Below are 15,575 nucleotides of genomic sequence, written 5' to 3'. Positions count from 1 at the left end.
TTAATGGCCCCGGTTAGCCTTAGCCGGATACCTCGACGCTTGCCGCACAGCGAATTGCACGCGCAACGGCATCTTCTACGGTCTCACCGCTAGCCAGCGCCACGCCCATCCGCCGTTTACCGCGAATTTCAGGCTTACCGAACAGGCGCAACTGTAACCCTGCGCCGAGCGCTTCTGAGAGGCCGGTGAACTGCACATCATCGCTCTCCAGTTCCGGTAAAATCACCGCTGACGCCGCCGGGCCATATTGACGTATGCCGCCAATTGGCAACCCAAGCAGAGCGCGTACATGCAGGGCAAACTCGGAAAGATCTTGCGAGATAAGGGTCACCATGCCGGTATCATGCGGCCGTGGCGAGACTTCGCTAAAAATGACTTCATCGCCACAAACAAATAATTCGACACCAAATAGTCCCCGACCGCCAAGTGCGCGAACCACTTTTTCGGCGATCGCCTGCGCGCGTGCTAAAGCGATTTCGCTCATGCGCTGCGGCTGCCAGGATTCACGGTAATCGCCATCTTCCTGCCGATGGCCGATCGGCGCACAGAAATGGATGCCATCCACTGCGCTAATGGTTAGCAAAGTAATTTCAAAATCAAACTTTATCACCCCTTCGACAATGACCCGCCCGGCGCCTGCCCGTCCGCCTTGTTGCGCGTATTCCCACGCGGCATCAAGCTGGGAGGCATCACGAATAAAGCTTTGTCCTTTGCCGGATGAACTCATGACCGGTTTAATAATGCAGGGGAAGCCGATCTCTTGCGCCGCTTGAGTAAAAGCTTGCTGACTATCGGCAAAACGATAATCTGACGTGGGCAGAGCCAGTTCTTCCGCGGCCAGGCGGCGGATACCCTCACGGTTCATGGTTAATTGTGCGGCGCGTGCGGTAGGCACCACCTGCTGTCCCAGTTTTTCCAGCTCAATTAACGTATCGGTAGCAATGGCTTCAATTTCAGGCACGATAAAATCCGGACGCTCTTGCGCTACCAGCGCGCGCAGCGCTTCGCCATCCAGCATATTAATTACATGACTGCGGTGGGCGACATGCATAGCAGGAGCATCGGGATAGCGATCAACGGCAATCACTTCAACGCCAAGGCGCTGACATTCAATGGCCACTTCTTTACCCAATTCACCTGAGCCTAATAGCATCACGCGCGTGGCGGCGGGGCGTAGCGCGGTTCCGAAAGTTGTCATAATTCCTGCCTGAAGTAAGAGAAAAAACGCGCGCAGTATAAACGAAAACGATTGCGTAGACATCTGCGTTGCGGCGTTGCATGAAAAAAATATACTGATATACTGTATATAAACACAGTTGATGGGGGTGAGGTATGGCGGTTGAAATTAATTATGTGGTGGTCAGAAAAGGTGAGAAGAAAATGACGTTTGCCAGCAAAAAAGAGGCGGAAGCCTGGGACAAAATGCTCGATATGGCAGAGGTTTTCTCCGACTGGCTGGCGCAGAGCGATGTTGAGCTGAATGAGGAGCAGCGGGAGGCGTTAGGGCTGTATCTGGCGGAACAGAAAGATGCGGTACAACACATTTTACGCAGTGGCAAACTGCCGGACATCACCGGCGGAGACCAGGAGCAAACGGCTGATGCTGCGGAGAAGGAAGTCAGCCCGAAAAAAGTGCGGGCGATACAGGCAGCTTAGTCTTTCAGGTTAACAATCCGGGCGTTTTTGCCGTTTAGCGCTTGGCAATCAGAGTGTTGGGTGCCACCCTTACAGAATGATTTCTTTCACTTCTGATGGGTTATGATGGCACCTAAAGCAAAAAAGATTCCGAAGACCATGACGTGTCATGGCGATACGCGGGTTGATAACTATTATTGGCTGCGTGACGATAAACGCGAAGATCCGGCGGTGTTGGATTATTTGCAGGCGGAAAATGCGTATGGTCACCATGTCATGGCTTCACAGCAGGCGTTGCAGGATAGCTTGCTGAAGGAGATGGTTGATCGTGTTCCGCAGGATGATAGCTCTGTCCCTTATGTAAAAAATGGGTATCGTTACCAGAGCCGTTATCAGCAGGGCAATGAGTACGCTGTCTATACGCGTCAACCGATGGGAACCTCAACGCCGGATGAGTGGGAAATTTTGCTGGATGCCAATCAGCGTGCGGCGCACAGCGAGTTCTATACCATGGGCGGGTTGGGGATCAGCCCGGATAACACCATTATGGCGCTGGCGGAGGATTTTCTTTCGCGCCGCCAATATGGCATCCGCTTTCGTAATCTGACCAATGGCAACTGGTATCCCGAGGTGTTGACCAACGTCTCATCCAGCTTTGCCTGGGCTAATGACAGCCAAACTTTCTATTACGTCCGCAAAGCAAAGCAAACCTTGTTACCGTGGCAGGTTTGGCGTCATACCATTGGTAAGCCGCAAACTGAAGATGAGCTAGTGTATGAAGAGCAAGATGATACTTTCTACGTTAGCGTGCATAAAACCACCTCTGAACATTTTATTCTGATTGCGCTCAGCAGTAGCACTACCAGCGAAATTATGGTGCTGGATGCAGAGTATGCCGACGCGTGTCCCCAAGTTTTTTGCCCACGCCGTAAGGATCACGAGTATTCGATCGACCATTATCAGCATGAGTTCTATATCCGTTCTAATCGCGACGGGAAAAATTTCGCACTGTATCGCAGCCATTACCTGGATGAAGCGCGGTGGGAAACGTTGATTGCCGCACGCGATCATGTGGTGTTGGAGGACTTTCAGTTATTCCGTGACTGGCTGGTGGTTGAGGAGCGTCAGCGTGGGTTAACCAGCCTGCGCCAGATCGCGTGGCAAAATGGCGAGGAGATGGGTATCGCGTTTGACGATCCGGCTTATGTCACTTGGCTGGCTTATAACCCTTCGCCGGATACCGGCTTACTGCGTTATGGTTACTCTTCAATGACCACACCCGCCACCCTGTTTGAGCTGGATATGGATAGCGGTGAGCGCCGTATCCTTAAGCAAACACGGGTGAATGGTTTTGACGCCAGCCAGTATAAAAGTGAGCATTTGTGGATAAAAGCGCGTGACGGGGTAGAAGTACCGGTCTCGCTGGTTTATCACCGCGATCATTATCAACCGGGTAAAAATCCGCTACTGGTGTACGGTTATGGTGCGTATGGCAGCAGTATGGATGCGGATTTCAGCGCCAGCCGCTTGAGCTTGCTTGATCGGGGGTTTGTTTACGCGCTGGCACATATTCGCGGCGGCGGTGAGTTAGGCCAGCAATGGTATGATGACGGTCGCTTACTCAATAAGTTAAACACCTTTCATGACTTTATTGACGTGACTGATGCGCTGGTCGCTCAGGGATACGGTAACGAAAAATTGTTATACGCCATGGGAGGCAGTGCGGGGGGCTTGCTAATGGGTACGGTAGTTAACATGGCGCCGCAACGTTTCCACGGCGTGGTGGCGCAGGTGCCGTTTGTCGACGTGGTAACCACCATGCTTGACGAGTCTATCCCGTTAACCACCGGAGAATATGATGAGTGGGGCAACCCGGCTGAAGAAGCTTTCTACCACTATATCAAGCAATATAGCCCGTACGATAATGTGACGGCACAGGCATATCCTCATCTGTTGGTGACCACCGGCCTGCACGATTCTCAGGTGCAGTATTGGGAGCCAGCCAAATGGGTAGCGAAACTGCGTGAATTGAAAACCGATGATAATTTGCTGCTGTTATGTACCGATATGGATTCGGGGCATGGCGGAAAATCGGGGCGCTTCAAATCTTATCAGGGAGTAGCGCTGGAGTTTGCTTTCCTGGTCGCACTGGCGCAGGGGGCATTGCACACTGGCAGCGGGGCTTAATCCGCTGCCTTCGCCAACTGGCGTTGCATAGCGTCGCGTAATTCGGGTTTAAGATCGGGGATATTTTTCAGCATCCAGTGCAGGTATCCCGGATCGCGTTGCGCCACATCGGCTATTTTGCGCCCGCGATATTTACCGAAAGGAAAAGTATCAATGCTGCTGGTTTGCTGTATACGCGCCAACATTTGTCCGGCATCCCACCCCGAGGTTTCCATAATCCTAATCAACAGAGCGGCGGTGACATAACAGTCATACAATGCGCGGTGCGCGTGGAGATCGCGTGGCGGAGTGACCTGCAACCGTAAATGTTCACGTAATGCCTGGTTACTGTATTTCAGCCCCGGCCATAACGCGCGTGATAGCTTCATGGTGCAAATCCACTCGCCGTGCATTTCGGGTAAGACACGCCGGTCAAAACTGGCGTTATGCGCGACGTAGTACCGGCTGCCATGATAACGCGTAATCGCTTGTTCAATTGGCGGTTTGCCCACTACCATCGCTTCAGAGATGCGATGGATCGCCATCGCCTGGCGGCTAATCGGGCGGTCAGGACAGACCAAATCACTCATCGGGTTTACAATTTGCCCATCAACCACATCCACGGACGCCACTTCGACGATACCGCCCTGTAATCCGCAGGTTTCTGTATCAATAACGCGCAGCATCGGCCACCTTTACTGTCATTTATTTCTGTTTCGGTTCGTAAGGCAGACGAGAGAAGTTCAGCGATGCCTGGCGGTAATGCATCAGGCGTTGACGGAACCAATCACGCAGCGCTTCTGGCTGTTCACGCTCGACGATTTCAGCGACCACCGGCATATTGTAACGTTCTTTAAACGCCACGCCGGCAGCGGCTAAGTCAACGTTAACCTTATCTTTTTCTTCCTGCGACAGCGTCGCCAGATTATGGCTCATCTTCTCCTCCTGTAAGCTGCGGCCAAAATAATGCAGATGGCGCAGATTGGCAAGTCAGCGAATGCAATGATAGCCGTTAGCGCCTCGACAGGATTTGGCTTGCGGAGTATTCTTTCCGCTCATTCGCAGCCTTGCGAGCTGCATTTTAAAAGGATGCAACAATGTTTAGCCTGAAACGCTCCCCGATGTTAAGCGCCGCAACCCTGTTGGTAACCTGTATTTTCTCCGCGCAAGCATTGGCGCATGCCCACTTAAAAAATCAATATCCTGCTGCTAATGCGAATGTCGATGCTTCGCCGCAGGCGCTCACGCTAACCTTTACGGAAGATATTGAACCGGCATTCAGCGGCGTTGCCATTACCGGCGCAGGTCAGCAGGCTGTTTCGACCGCGAAAGCAGAGCGCGCACCCAAGCAACATAACCAGCTTATTGTTCCGCTGAATCAACCGCTAAAAAGCGGGAGTTATCAAGTGAACTGGCATGTGTTGTCCGTTGACGGCCACAAAACGCAAGGAACCTACACCTTTAGCGTGAAGTAATATGTCGCTGGGTACGTTGTACATTATCTGCCGCTGGCTACATTTCGCCGCAGTGATGCTGTTTACCGGCAGCGCGTTTTATAGCGCGCTGTTATCACCGAAACGTTTTAAGCCCTGGCTTTCAGCACGGTTACATCGGCTGTTGCTGGTCACCTGTTGGCTGGCGCTGCTTAGCGCACTGCTGTTGCTGACGGCGCAAACCGGGCTGATGAGCGGCGATTGGCATAACATTAGCGATGCGGAAACCTGGCAAGCGGTGCTGGATACCGGGTTTGGTTCAGCCTGGCGGTGGCAAATCGCCTTACCGCTGGTGGCGTGCTGCGCTTTCCTGTTACGTGGCGAGACGCGTCAACGGCTGTTGTTATTGCTGGGCCTGGCGCAGTTAGCTGGGCTGGCGTTTGTTGGTCATGCTGCCATGTTAGATGGCTGGCCAGGTGCCTTGCAGCGCGTCAGTCAGTCGCTTCATCTGATCGGCGCATCCTTTTGGGTGGGTGGCTTGTTACCGCTATTGATGCTGATGGCAGAGGCGAAGCAAAGTTTACATCGTAGTGATGCCATTCGCGCGATGATGCGTTTCTCGCGTTATGGTCATTTGGCGGTAGCAGTGGTGATATTGAGCGGCTTGCTCAATTCAGTATTGATTCTTGGATGGCCACTCACCGGTTTTGCGCTGTACAGCAAGTTACTGTTGGCGAAAATCGTTCTGGTGGGATTGATGGCGACGATTGCATTAGTGAATCGCTACTGGTGGGTACCACGCTTTAGTCAGGTTGGTAGCGGGGCGCAGCAAAAGTTTGTCTATATGACTTGGCTCGAGTTGGCTATAGCCGTATTGGTTCTTTTACTGGTTAGCATTTTTGCTACCATGGCGCCGGGTTAACATTAGGTATTGCCGCCAGGTTATCAGGCGGGAGCTTTATCATAAGGTGAGTATTCGATGAAAAGATGGGTTTGTCTGGTGCTGTCATTAGGTATCTGTAGCAGCGCGCTGGCTTCCGAAGTGATTACCGTAAGCCGCTTCGAAATGGGTAAAGCGCAATGGGCGTTTGATCGTGAAGAAGTGATGCTTTCGTGCAGTAAAAATCATGCGTTGTTTGCTATTAACCCCAGCACTTTGATGCAGTATCCGCTGAATGATAAAGCGGAGCAGTTGGTGCAGGCAGGGCAGGTGAAGGCACAGCCCATTTCGGTGATTCAGATTGACGACCCCAACAATCCCGGGCACAAAATGAGCCTGCAGCCGTTTATCGACCGCGCTGAAAAACTGTGTGATTGATTTGTGAGATAGAAACGCGCCGTATCGGCGTGTTTCGCCTGCTTTTGCCCACCACTCTGACTAGCCCTTCTCCGGTAGACGCAGCGATTCTGCCAGCATGATCACAGAGTTAACCTCTTTGTTGCTGCTTGTTTACAATTGGCTGGAAAATCCTCAACTCTGTTCTACGCTTTAAAGTGCTAGGCGACATCGCCTGCATTAATGCCAACTTTTAGCGCACGGCTCTGACAAGAGCCATTTCCCTGGACCGAATATAGGAATCGTATTCGGTCTTTTTTTAATTTATATATCTTTCAATAAGTTACATCGCGCCGTCCGAAAATGTCCGAAATTTGTCCGAAATCTGATATTCGGCCTTTTATAAAATGACATATTCCTTACCTCTCGTATCTAGATATTTATTCGTCATATTTGCATTTTTATGCCCAAGCAGCTTTTGGGCGAAATCCTTCCCTTTCTCCTTTTCGTACAGACGGCCCGCGAGACTTCTAATCTCGTGGAATGTTGGCGGTGACTCTGTAAACTCCAGTCCAGAGTTGTTCCGCGCGCTGACAAACTTTTTTGTAAGGCTGTCAGGGTGCAATGAACCGTCCACACTGTTCTTCCGTGGCCCGGCACTGATCATGAAATCTGTTGTGCTGGATTTACGACATTGCTCAATGACCGTTCCCAATTGTAGGCCAACCGACTGAAGCTCAAGATCAAGGGGCACGGAAATCATCGCGCCGGTTTTCCCTTGATCTATCAGCAGCCGACCGTCAACGATGTGATTGAAACGCATTGCTGCAACATCCTCACGTCTCTGACCGGTCACTAACGCCAGATCCATAGCAAGAGCGAACCAACGAGGCAGCTTGTTGGCCGCTTCTCTTATCGGGACATATTGTGCTAATTCAAGCCGCTCACGTTTCACGGTGACTTTCGCAGCCCGGGTAGGTGTTACGGGATTATTAATAATATGCCCTTCGACGATAGCCTCTCTTAATATATCTGACAGAACAGAACGCATTGTTGCCGCCATGGTTTTCTTATCCTGTGATACCCACTCTTCAAGAAATTCCGCAACATGTTTGGTTGTTATTTTTTCAAGAATTAACTCTCCCATTTTCTCTTGTATGATTTTAATTTGCCCCTTACGTACCTTATATGTGTTATCTGCAAGGTTTCTGCGTTTATAAATAACGTCATAACGCGTAAGCCAAGTTGAGAGCGTTAACTCATTTGTTCCTTTCAGTTTTTCAAGAAGTAAGGTTGGCGAGAAGTTGCTTTCGAGATAATGGTTGGCCTCAATGGCCTGAGCTACAGCATCTCTTCGAGAAATCTGACCGAGAGCGATCTCTTTACCAGTTAACGGATTTCTCCAAAAGAAAGATCTCCTTGCCTTTCTGTAGGTCAAGTTTCGAGGCAGATTAGCATCATATCTTTCTCGCCGTGTCATTAATTACTTTCTCCATAAATGAAGATGCTTTAAATTTTTCAGCATGAGTTTTAATGAGTTGCTTGCTGGCCCTCATGCTATTTGTTTGTATATAAATGGTTTCCGGTTTAACCCTGTATTCCCGACCGTGCTTTTCAGCAGGAGGATAGAGGTTGCCATTTCGCGCCCATCGCATTAGCGTTTGATGCGACGGTTTTTTCCCAGGATAATTTTCTTCGCACCATTCATCGAGTGTTAGCCAGGACATAATTACTCCCGGCGGGAACTTATTACCCGCCATTATGTTAATTTGAATTGGTATAGGAAGGGGCTTTGATTGGCTTTGTTCTATGTTAAGCCAAAAAATAATTTTTGAGGTTGGTCATTGGTTGGTCCTTACTTTTATTCATCGTAACTATGGTGGTCACCACGGTTTTTCAATATATCCCTCCGATATGAGTTCAGGCAGAGTGACACCAAGTGCGTTTGCATACTCTTCACACGTAGCCACTGTAGTGCTGTCACGCTTTAGCGTGTTACGAACACACCAGTAAGATTTGCCAAGGCGCTGAGAGAATCCTTTGATGCTTAGTTTCTTACGGCGACAGAGTTTACGAACAGCGAGATCGACGGAGAATTTATCATGCATGATTTACCTTCCGTTTCGCGCTATCTTCATCACCAAGCACCCAGCGCAGGGCGGCAGCATAATCGCCGGTGGCGCTATCAAGCGCTTTAGTGATTTCTCTACGGGATTTAAGGCGAGGTTTAGCATCGCCCATCACTTCACGCTGCTGTTTCGCGCGTGTATGACCAGAAGTACCATCAGCAACAGCCACAAGTTCCTGGACTTTTTCCCGCTGAACGTCGGGTTTTAAATTCGCTAACCGACGCGCCTGGGTAACAGTAATTTTGTTTGCTTCAACGGCGTCTTGCACAACTTGCGTGCAATTGAGCAGGGCCAGTGTTGCCAGGACAGTTTTAATTCCGCAGCCGAACAACAGAGCCAAATCGCTTTCATCGTGTCCGCGTTCCAGTAGAGCAGCCATTTTCTTTGCCCGACCTAAAGGTGTATCTGCCTGTCTGATTTCATTGGCGCTGACCATAAATTGCGACATGCGGACTGCTGAGCCGCGCTTCACTACTCCCGGAACTAAAAGAAGCTCTTTACCTTCTTTAGCCAGGCGCTTATTCGCCTCAAGTGCATGCCTTACGCGCTGACGGCCATCGACAACGCATGAAAGACCAGTTTCCGGATCTTTCCAGACGATGATCGGCTCCAGCACTCCGAGTTCCATGATGTTCAGTATCGTGGCTTCGTTAAGTGGAAGATAGATGCGTTCGTCATAAAGCAGATGCGATGGGTCATTGATGAGGTGTAATGCGCCGGGTTCAAAGTTGAGGACATTGGTTTTGCCACTGGCGCCGTAAGCGTCAATGCTGTTTTTTGCCATGAAGTTGGCTCCTGTTTTAGTTAATAAAAAACCCCGCCGTGGCGAGGTTATTGGTCAACATTTGAATTACTAAAGGCATTTTTTTACGATGTCTTGTCTGTTTCCAGAAACCGTATAACCCATTCCAAATGTCTTATAAAATTTAACTTCTGAGCCGCCTTCCCTGGCTGTTATGTCGGCAAACATACTGTCTTTCATTGTAAAAACAGTAATCATATTGCGAACTCTTTCGGTGTGCGTTGTGTTATCCCTTTCAAGCATAACGCGCTGGTTAGTCCATTGCTCATAGATGCATTCGGCTAAGGACTCGGGCGCCTTTGTACTTGTCCCGGTAAAAAGAGGGCTATCACTCCGCGCTTCATTCGGGGTGGCCATGCAGCCGCTAAGGAAAATGATTAGGCCAAAAGTAGGCCATTTATATTGATTCACTTCCCTTCCTCCGTTTTCGCATAAACCTGATAGATTGGTTTTGAACACCCCAAAGACTTCATGCTCTATTCAATTGGTTTGAATCCAGATTCATTTGCTGCTTTCTTTACTAAATCTAAAATTTCATGTTCATTTATTGTTTTTGCAGTCGCACAGGCATAACTTTTTCCCTCGATACGAACCGAGATCATATTATAGTTATGATAACACTCCTTAACATGAGAAGTTGCCGAGTTGGAATCTCGTCTCAGAGCCGATACGCTCGAAACAGAGGTTGGCTTAGTAACTCTCAAATTTTTATATTCGAGGAAATGGTCTTCACGAATCTCCCCATCGAATGGCCCGCCAATCAAAAGAATTTGTGTCATTTTGAATCTTCCTTCTTCGCATAGATAGGGTCTGCACCTTTAGGGTATTTAGCCGACACGCTGCGATAGAACTGGAGCCGTTCGACGAAATACTCCTGAAGGTGAGTCGGTTGTTGATTTTGAACTTCGAAAGCGATTACAGGCATGTTCAGCCGTTCTTTATAAGCAACTCCGGACGCCGCAAGGTCAACGTTAACTTTATCGCGTTCTTCTTTGCTGCGTGCTGCTATGTTGTGTGACATACGATTCCTCCTGAATGGAGTATATCGCTATCTGTAAACGGCTGAACACTCCAGCGTCACGTTGCTGTGCTCTAATATCAGCGCTATGCTCGGCTCATATTGAAATTCGATGCCTCCGCGCGGCATGACATTTGAATTTTTGTGCTCATTCATCTTCCGGTATTGCGCCAGACGCTTCGTTGCGATTTCAACCAACTCCGCTTTTTCTGATTCAGTCATTCTTCAATCTCCCCGCCAGCGGCCCGGATTGCTTTGATTGTGAACTCCCTGTTCAAATAATTTCCCTCAGAATCTGCCGCCATAAACGCTTCACCGCTGCGGTGATTAGCGGGCAATAATGCTTCCGGCAATTTCACCGGCTTCACTGCCGGCTTACTCCCGCTGTTGAGGCGCAGCACTTCTGCGCGGCAGGCGTTGAAGCCGACGATTTTAGCGCTATGAGCTACCTGTTTAATCAGTGCGGCAACGGCCGTCATGCTGCCAAATTCGACGTAATTAGCAGGGTCGTTATTTTGGTACCGGCCACCTACGTGCAAAACCCAATCTTCCACGGTCCATTCACTGCGCAGTGTGGCTCGCTCATCCGGCACAGCAACCGGGGCGGGCGGTACCGGCTGACTAAAAAGTGGGCGCACTTTGCACCCCTCCTTAACCGCTGCGTCTTTACCTGATTCGCTGACACTTAACCAATGGCCATTTGCTGACATAAATTGCCAACTAACAGGCTTCTGCTCCCTCAGCGCCGCCAGTTCTTTCTCTGCTGACTCAGCCCTGTCAAAATTGAATCCAGCACGTTCCGTTGCGATGCTCAACTGAGTTTTGAGATTGTCAATCTCTGCTGCCAGTGTGTTGATGTGGGCCAGTAGTGAGCGAGCTTCCTTTACATTTACGCTATATCCATCCGACTCTTCATCATGGTCGCTGACGAGCAAACCCAGGCCGAAAATCACTTCTTCTGCTGTAATTGTCATGCTGGCTCCTTATTCGCACAGGCCATATCGTGATGAGCAGGTGGCAGTATTCAGGCTGGCCTTAACCAGGTCATATACTTTGCCGCCCCGACCTGTCCTGGCCCATTCCACCACTTCGGTTACCGATGGCGCGCCCATTCCCCCACGCGGCCCATAAAACCCGGACCAGTCGAGATGCTGAACTTCCGTATCAAGACCATAAAGGCGCGGCACGTCTCCCAGTAGACGCCTGACTTTCACTGTTTCTCCACGTCGATTTGTTATCTCGCGGAAACCGATTATCGAGTTGACCCATGCCTGACTCACCGTACCGGTACTCATCCAGTGCACCCAGCGGGAGGCCAGACGAACCTTCATCTCCCACTGGCGATGTTTTTCAATATGCTCCGGCCAACGGGCAGCGGTTTCTGAAATTTCCTCTTTGTTGCAAAGCACGCAGTTCATGCAACCGACGCGAGAAGCCCCCTGCAAATACAGTGGATTTGGCTTAATACCGAAATATCTATGCAGGGCAAATACATCTGCAGCCGTCCACTGATGAATTGGCAGGAAGTTAAAGAGATAACCTTCATCGCGCATATCGACTGCGAAGCGGTCATAACCGGCACGTTTGGATGACTCATCACCACGGACGCCTGACCACTGAACAACGACCTCACCCTCATCCAGCATCGGACGAATTGCCGCATCGTAGGCAATCTGTATCTTGAGCTCGTCGGTACAGAACCGGTCACGGAGCATCGGGAATTTGCCGTGTAAAAGAGCCGCATCGAGAAAACTGTTTCCGCTCGGATGCATCACTGACAAGGCAGCATCTAAAGCAGTCTCAAAGTCGATACCCCAGCGCTTCGCTGTTTTCAGCCATGCCTGACCAAATGCGGTATCCGCCCGACCCAGTGACGGCATGACGACGCCCCGGTAAGCACCCATGCGGATGGCCTGCTTCTTCGACCAGTTCTTTTTCATGTAGGCACGTCGGCGGGCAAAATCTGCCGCGCTGTAAATGCGCTTAACCAACTGAACGGGACGACAACCTACCTGAGTGTGAATGTTTTTTGCATACTCAATCGTGTACTCATGCTCGTTATCTGTGTCTGCCATAACATTTTGCACCTTGTCACCAAATAGATGATGAGCAATAGCCAGTGTTGCTGTTGAGTCTTTGCCACCCGAGTAGTTGACAACGATGACGTGATCGGACGGGATGCGGAAATTTTCCAGAAACGACGCATAGGTGGTTTCAATTTCGCGCACCATCGCAGATATATCTGTAGGAATAATGATTGCTGGTGCTGTTGTCATCCTGCCTTTCTCCCTTTACTGAACAGCCACGGCTGCTCACTCAACGGTTTAGTTTTGTCGTATGGGCGGTTCATGCCTTATCCCTCTTATAGCTCTCAGCGCTACCAGCGCCGATCAAATATTCCCCCTCACTATCTTCAATAACTGAGCGGATAAAGTGGGCGCACTGCACAAGAGACTCTTTAACAAATTGCAGGTCTCTCTGACGTTCTGCGACGCTCATCTTTTCCGGTGAAATAGCTTTTGACACATGGGAGATAACGACGCTATCTAACAGCTCACGCAAAGATAAGCTGTCATATCCGCCCGGATAGTTTTTCATGAGGCACCCCCGATGCAGTTATCTGCGAGCACCAAGCTGCCATCCATCAGCGCTTCCTTAATGGCATTGAATTCCCAACAGTAGATATTGGCATCAACGTAGATGCGTAGACCGTCGCGATAATCGTGCGACTTCCGTTTAATGAATGCTTCTGCGGCTTCGCGGGTGAAATGGCTGTTAACGTATTCCCATTCCCACATGTAGCCAGTGACAGTGTGATCATCTAATTCGCCGATCAGATACCACTGGTCGCTTGAGTCGGCCTTCATGAACTGCTTATCGCACCAGTCCTGAGACTTTTTATTGAGATCAACCTGTGCGTCATAATCCAGATCATCCCAATATTCTTGAATGCTGAACCACTTGGAGTCATCGCAATAAATAACAAGTTGGTCGGTGTAGTCGGTATCAATTCCGGTCACCAACCGCTTACGCTGAACGATGAAAATAGCGTCTGCCGTGCAGTGGTCATTAACGCCCGCACCGCGACAGTGGTATTTAAGACGATCAACAAAATCAGCGAACGATTCCGGCGTTAATTTCGCGCCGCTGGCTAACGAAGTAGGGCGCTCACGCATGGTCTTTTCTCCATTCGATATACCGCTCCAGCTTCATACGCATTGCGGCGGTGTCACGCGCTCCCTGCGCAGAAACAGCACATGAAGTGCGGCGGCCGCCGTTGCTGTTGAATTCTCTTTTTGCTGCAATTTGCAGTGATGAGGTATCACCGCCCAATTTTTCAAACATTGTGAGTAATTTAGTCATATCCATGTGCCCCCACAGCGTATGTGATGATTCGATTTCCTCTCTGCACGCTTTATCAAAACGCTGAGATTTCGTTAACAACTCATCGCGGCTGGCTTTCAGGTACGCCTCTGTTGCATAACTCACCGCTTTTTCTTTGCTGGATGCACATTTAAATGGAGAGCCAACGGAAAATCGAAATTTCCACTGATTAGCGCCCTGCTTTAACAGATCGAAGTCAATTAAATCCTGCTCTGATACAGTTAGCTCACGCATGGTCGCCTCCATCTAACTTCCAGCCGCATTGACGGAGAAATTCATCTGCTTTAATTCCTTCGTCACCTGGCTTTTCTGCTGTCATCAAAATGACGGCAAATTTTTTGCCGCGCGGGGCGTTATATTTCAACTCAGTGCCTTCAATATGTAGGCTGAGAGTTTTGGCATAGGCCACCATCCCGGATTTCAAATCAAGCATGGTCGCCTCCCTTCGCTACATGCTCCTGAATTGCTTTAATCAACTCATCAGCATTCACGGTGAAACGCTCCAGATTTTCACAGCCGCCAATTTTGCCGCCAGAGATTCGATAGCCGACATCATCATTGCAGACAGATAACGACAACCCGCCGTACTGGTTATGGTCTATATCGATATGAACAAAACCCTGAGCTAATTTAGACATGGTCGCCTCCCTGCTCATTACGTTCACGAATAGCCGCACGGATAGCCAGAATGCGTTTATTGGCCCGGCGCTGGCGGCGAGACGGATTAACCTGCACCAGCGAACCAGAGCGAGTCATAATACGTGTGTTGCTGTGGTAGTGAGTACCGCCGAGAATGCGCCGAGCAATTCGATTGCTGATGCGTTTAGACATGGTCGCCTCCCTGCTTAGCACCACAAATCGGGCAATAGCTCATTTTTAGTGAGCATTCTTTCCTGGTGAAATTTTTGGATAGTTCGCCGTTTTTCTTTGGCGCGCGATACGCCAGCTTGTATTTCAACATGACGTGAACACCACCATCTGCGCCGAAAGATAACACCTGGTTATCCCAACCAGTCCCGCCCCATAGATCCGCGATTTCGCTTCCTTCTGGCACTCCCTGCATCAGGTGAGAATGCAACTTTTCTTTAAATTCATTCATGCAGTTACAGTTAGCCATTTATTCAGCCTCCCCGGTGCATAGGCGGGCGGCGAACTCTTCAGCATAACGACCAGCGCTTTCTGCAATGCTCAGACCAATAAACTCGCCGTTGCGGTCAGACTCTTCACGCCACTGCTTAGCAAATTGAGTAAGCGCTGTTTTGGCTCCACGCGCTTCAAACTCCCTAATTGCGCTGCACGTTTGAGGCAGTTCTTCTCTGATTTTTTGAAGTGCATCAGAATGCGTTAAGTAGCCGTATTCACCGCCCTGGCTGACCATATTGTTGTTGAACCAATCTTGTAGGCTGGTAACTGTAGTGTTATCTGGTAACTCAACCTGAGCCTCATCAGTGACGCCCTCAAGCCACTTCGTCGCCTCAGCAACATCACCGGACTTGATGCAAAATAATGCCGCTTGCGCGGCCATCGTGGTTTTGTGAAGTAGCCAGGCGTTGGATAACTCCCGGGCGGCGGCAGGTAGCAAATAATCGTTTTCTATCGCCAGTGTATCAATCGCTTTCTGATGGTCGGCAAACTTAATGAAATCACCCTTGTCCGACGGCGAAATAGTTGCCGCCGCCACGGGTTTGTAGCGTTGAATATTCATAGATAATTCTCGCGAATGAAGCGCCTA

General features: G+C 49.9%; 25 protein-coding genes. 5 read left to right on the top strand and 20 right to left on the bottom strand.

Annotation, left to right across the window (positions count from 1 at the left end):
* Positions 1 to 19: 19 nt before the first annotated feature.
* Positions 20 to 1,198 (bottom strand): formate-dependent phosphoribosylglycinamide formyltransferase, encoded by a 1,179-nt coding sequence (gene purT / locus PMPD1_RS12845; RefSeq protein ID WP_173634416.1) that lies wholly within the window; start codon positions 1,196 to 1,198, stop codon positions 20 to 22.
* A gap of 134 nt (positions 1,199 to 1,332) precedes the next feature.
* Between purT and PMPD1_RS12840 the strand changes: the two genes are divergently transcribed.
* Both PMPD1_RS12840 and PMPD1_RS12835 read left to right on the top strand, forming a co-directional pair.
* Complete coding sequence (locus PMPD1_RS12840) at positions 1,333 to 1,656, top strand: YebG family protein (protein ID WP_173634415.1); 324 nt, start codon at positions 1,333 to 1,335, stop codon at positions 1,654 to 1,656.
* A 102-nt stretch (positions 1,657 to 1,758) separates the two neighbouring features.
* Positions 1,759 to 3,822 (top strand): prolyl oligopeptidase family serine peptidase, encoded by a 2,064-nt coding sequence (locus PMPD1_RS12835; protein ID WP_173634414.1) that lies wholly within the window; start codon positions 1,759 to 1,761, stop codon positions 3,820 to 3,822.
* Here PMPD1_RS12835 and exoX read toward each other — a convergent pair.
* Both exoX and PMPD1_RS12825 read right to left on the bottom strand, forming a co-directional pair.
* Entirely contained in the window at positions 3,819 to 4,487 is a 669-nt protein-coding gene (gene exoX, locus PMPD1_RS12830; protein ID WP_173634413.1) for an exodeoxyribonuclease X, read from the bottom strand. The two genes, PMPD1_RS12835 and exoX, sit on opposite strands and share 4 nt — an antisense overlap.
* 19 nt (positions 4,488 to 4,506) lie before the next feature.
* The gene (locus PMPD1_RS12825; RefSeq protein WP_173634412.1) at positions 4,507 to 4,737 is read right to left on the bottom strand and encodes a DNA polymerase III subunit theta; all 231 of its coding nucleotides are present in this window, start codon (positions 4,735 to 4,737) and stop codon (positions 4,507 to 4,509) included.
* Positions 4,738 to 4,898: 161 nt separating this feature from the next.
* On the opposite strand from PMPD1_RS12825, the gene yobA reads away from it, so the two are divergent.
* The 3 genes from yobA to PMPD1_RS12810 are packed head-to-tail and all read left to right on the top strand — an operon-like array spanning position 4,899 to position 6,552.
* Positions 4,899 to 5,276, top strand: coding sequence for a CopC domain-containing protein YobA (gene yobA, locus PMPD1_RS12820; RefSeq protein ID WP_173634411.1), 378 nt, complete (start codon positions 4,899 to 4,901; stop codon positions 5,274 to 5,276).
* A gap of 1 nt (position 5,277) precedes the next feature.
* Positions 5,278 to 6,156, top strand: a complete 879-nt coding sequence (gene copD / locus PMPD1_RS12815; protein WP_173634410.1) for a copper homeostasis membrane protein CopD — start codon at positions 5,278 to 5,280, stop codon at positions 6,154 to 6,156.
* Positions 6,157 to 6,213: 57 nt separating this feature from the next.
* Positions 6,214 to 6,552, top strand: a complete 339-nt coding sequence (locus tag PMPD1_RS12810) for a YebY family protein (RefSeq protein ID WP_173634409.1) — start codon at positions 6,214 to 6,216, stop codon at positions 6,550 to 6,552.
* A gap of 358 nt (positions 6,553 to 6,910) precedes the next feature.
* Here the strand turns inward: PMPD1_RS12810 and PMPD1_RS12805 are convergent, their stop codons facing one another.
* The 17 genes from PMPD1_RS12805 to PMPD1_RS12725 all read right to left on the bottom strand — a co-directional run bounded on the left by PMPD1_RS12805 (position 6,911) and on the right by PMPD1_RS12725 (position 15,548).
* Complete coding sequence (locus PMPD1_RS12805; protein WP_173634408.1) at positions 6,911 to 7,990, bottom strand: tyrosine-type recombinase/integrase; 1,080 nt, start codon at positions 7,988 to 7,990, stop codon at positions 6,911 to 6,913.
* On the bottom strand, positions 7,968 to 8,237 hold the full coding sequence (locus tag PMPD1_RS12800) for an excisionase (RefSeq protein WP_354292608.1): 270 nt from the start codon (positions 8,235 to 8,237) through the stop codon (positions 7,968 to 7,970). Before PMPD1_RS12800 ends, PMPD1_RS12805 begins: the two co-directional genes overlap by 23 nt.
* A 373-nt stretch (positions 8,238 to 8,610) precedes the next feature.
* The gene (locus PMPD1_RS12795; RefSeq protein ID WP_173634407.1) at positions 8,611 to 9,423 is read right to left on the bottom strand and encodes a ParB/RepB/Spo0J family partition protein; all 813 of its coding nucleotides are present in this window, start codon (positions 9,421 to 9,423) and stop codon (positions 8,611 to 8,613) included.
* Positions 9,424 to 9,492: 69 nt separating this feature from the next.
* Entirely contained in the window at positions 9,493 to 9,852 is a 360-nt protein-coding gene (locus PMPD1_RS12790; protein ID WP_173634406.1) for a hypothetical protein, read from the bottom strand.
* A gap of 65 nt (positions 9,853 to 9,917) precedes the next feature.
* On the bottom strand, positions 9,918 to 10,220 hold the full coding sequence (locus tag PMPD1_RS12785) for a hypothetical protein (protein WP_173634405.1): 303 nt from the start codon (positions 10,218 to 10,220) through the stop codon (positions 9,918 to 9,920).
* Positions 10,217 to 10,462 (bottom strand): DNA polymerase III subunit theta, encoded by a 246-nt coding sequence (locus tag PMPD1_RS12780; protein WP_173634404.1) that lies wholly within the window; start codon positions 10,460 to 10,462, stop codon positions 10,217 to 10,219. Before PMPD1_RS12780 ends, PMPD1_RS12785 begins: the two co-directional genes overlap by 4 nt.
* A 27-nt stretch (positions 10,463 to 10,489) precedes the next feature.
* Positions 10,490 to 10,681: a hypothetical protein gene (locus tag PMPD1_RS12775; protein WP_173634403.1), complete on the bottom strand. Its 192-nt coding sequence runs from the start codon at positions 10,679 to 10,681 to the stop codon at positions 10,490 to 10,492.
* On the bottom strand, positions 10,678 to 11,433 hold the full coding sequence (locus PMPD1_RS12770; RefSeq protein ID WP_173634402.1) for a hypothetical protein: 756 nt from the start codon (positions 11,431 to 11,433) through the stop codon (positions 10,678 to 10,680). The genes PMPD1_RS12775 and PMPD1_RS12770 overlap by 4 nt, the downstream gene beginning before the upstream one ends.
* Before the next feature lie 9 nt (positions 11,434 to 11,442).
* Positions 11,443 to 12,735 carry a phosphoadenosine phosphosulfate reductase family protein gene (locus tag PMPD1_RS12765; protein ID WP_173634401.1) on the bottom strand — a complete coding sequence of 431 codons (1,293 nt, stop codon included), beginning with the start codon at positions 12,733 to 12,735 and terminating at the stop codon, positions 11,443 to 11,445.
* 70 nt (positions 12,736 to 12,805) lie between these two features.
* Positions 12,806 to 13,057: a hypothetical protein gene (locus PMPD1_RS12760; RefSeq protein WP_173634400.1), complete on the bottom strand. Its 252-nt coding sequence runs from the start codon at positions 13,055 to 13,057 to the stop codon at positions 12,806 to 12,808.
* Positions 13,054 to 13,635, bottom strand: coding sequence for a hypothetical protein (locus tag PMPD1_RS12755; RefSeq protein ID WP_173634399.1), 582 nt, complete (start codon positions 13,633 to 13,635; stop codon positions 13,054 to 13,056). Before PMPD1_RS12755 ends, PMPD1_RS12760 begins: the two co-directional genes overlap by 4 nt.
* Positions 13,628 to 14,077: a phage tail protein gene (locus PMPD1_RS12750; RefSeq protein WP_173634398.1), complete on the bottom strand. Its 450-nt coding sequence runs from the start codon at positions 14,075 to 14,077 to the stop codon at positions 13,628 to 13,630. Before PMPD1_RS12750 ends, PMPD1_RS12755 begins: the two co-directional genes overlap by 8 nt.
* On the bottom strand, positions 14,070 to 14,276 hold the full coding sequence (locus tag PMPD1_RS12745; protein WP_173634397.1) for a hypothetical protein: 207 nt from the start codon (positions 14,274 to 14,276) through the stop codon (positions 14,070 to 14,072). The genes PMPD1_RS12750 and PMPD1_RS12745 overlap by 8 nt, the downstream gene beginning before the upstream one ends.
* A complete protein-coding gene (locus PMPD1_RS12740) occupies positions 14,269 to 14,481 on the bottom strand; it encodes a hypothetical protein (protein ID WP_173634396.1) in 213 nt (70 codons plus the stop codon). The genes PMPD1_RS12745 and PMPD1_RS12740 overlap by 8 nt, the downstream gene beginning before the upstream one ends.
* The gene (locus PMPD1_RS12735) at positions 14,474 to 14,674 is read right to left on the bottom strand and encodes a hypothetical protein (RefSeq protein WP_173634395.1); all 201 of its coding nucleotides are present in this window, start codon (positions 14,672 to 14,674) and stop codon (positions 14,474 to 14,476) included. Before PMPD1_RS12735 ends, PMPD1_RS12740 begins: the two co-directional genes overlap by 8 nt.
* Positions 14,667 to 14,960, bottom strand: coding sequence for a hypothetical protein (locus tag PMPD1_RS12730; protein ID WP_173634394.1), 294 nt, complete (start codon positions 14,958 to 14,960; stop codon positions 14,667 to 14,669). The genes PMPD1_RS12735 and PMPD1_RS12730 overlap by 8 nt, the downstream gene beginning before the upstream one ends.
* Entirely contained in the window at positions 14,961 to 15,548 is a 588-nt protein-coding gene (locus PMPD1_RS12725; protein ID WP_173634393.1) for a hypothetical protein, read from the bottom strand.
* Positions 15,549 to 15,575 lie beyond the last annotated feature (27 nt).

The organism is Paramixta manurensis (assembly GCF_013285385.1).
Classification (GTDB): domain Bacteria; phylum Pseudomonadota; class Gammaproteobacteria; order Enterobacterales; family Enterobacteriaceae; genus Paramixta; species Paramixta manurensis.
The sequence above is the reverse complement of the archived record's forward strand: the minus strand, read 5'-3'. Positions and strand labels throughout refer to the sequence as shown.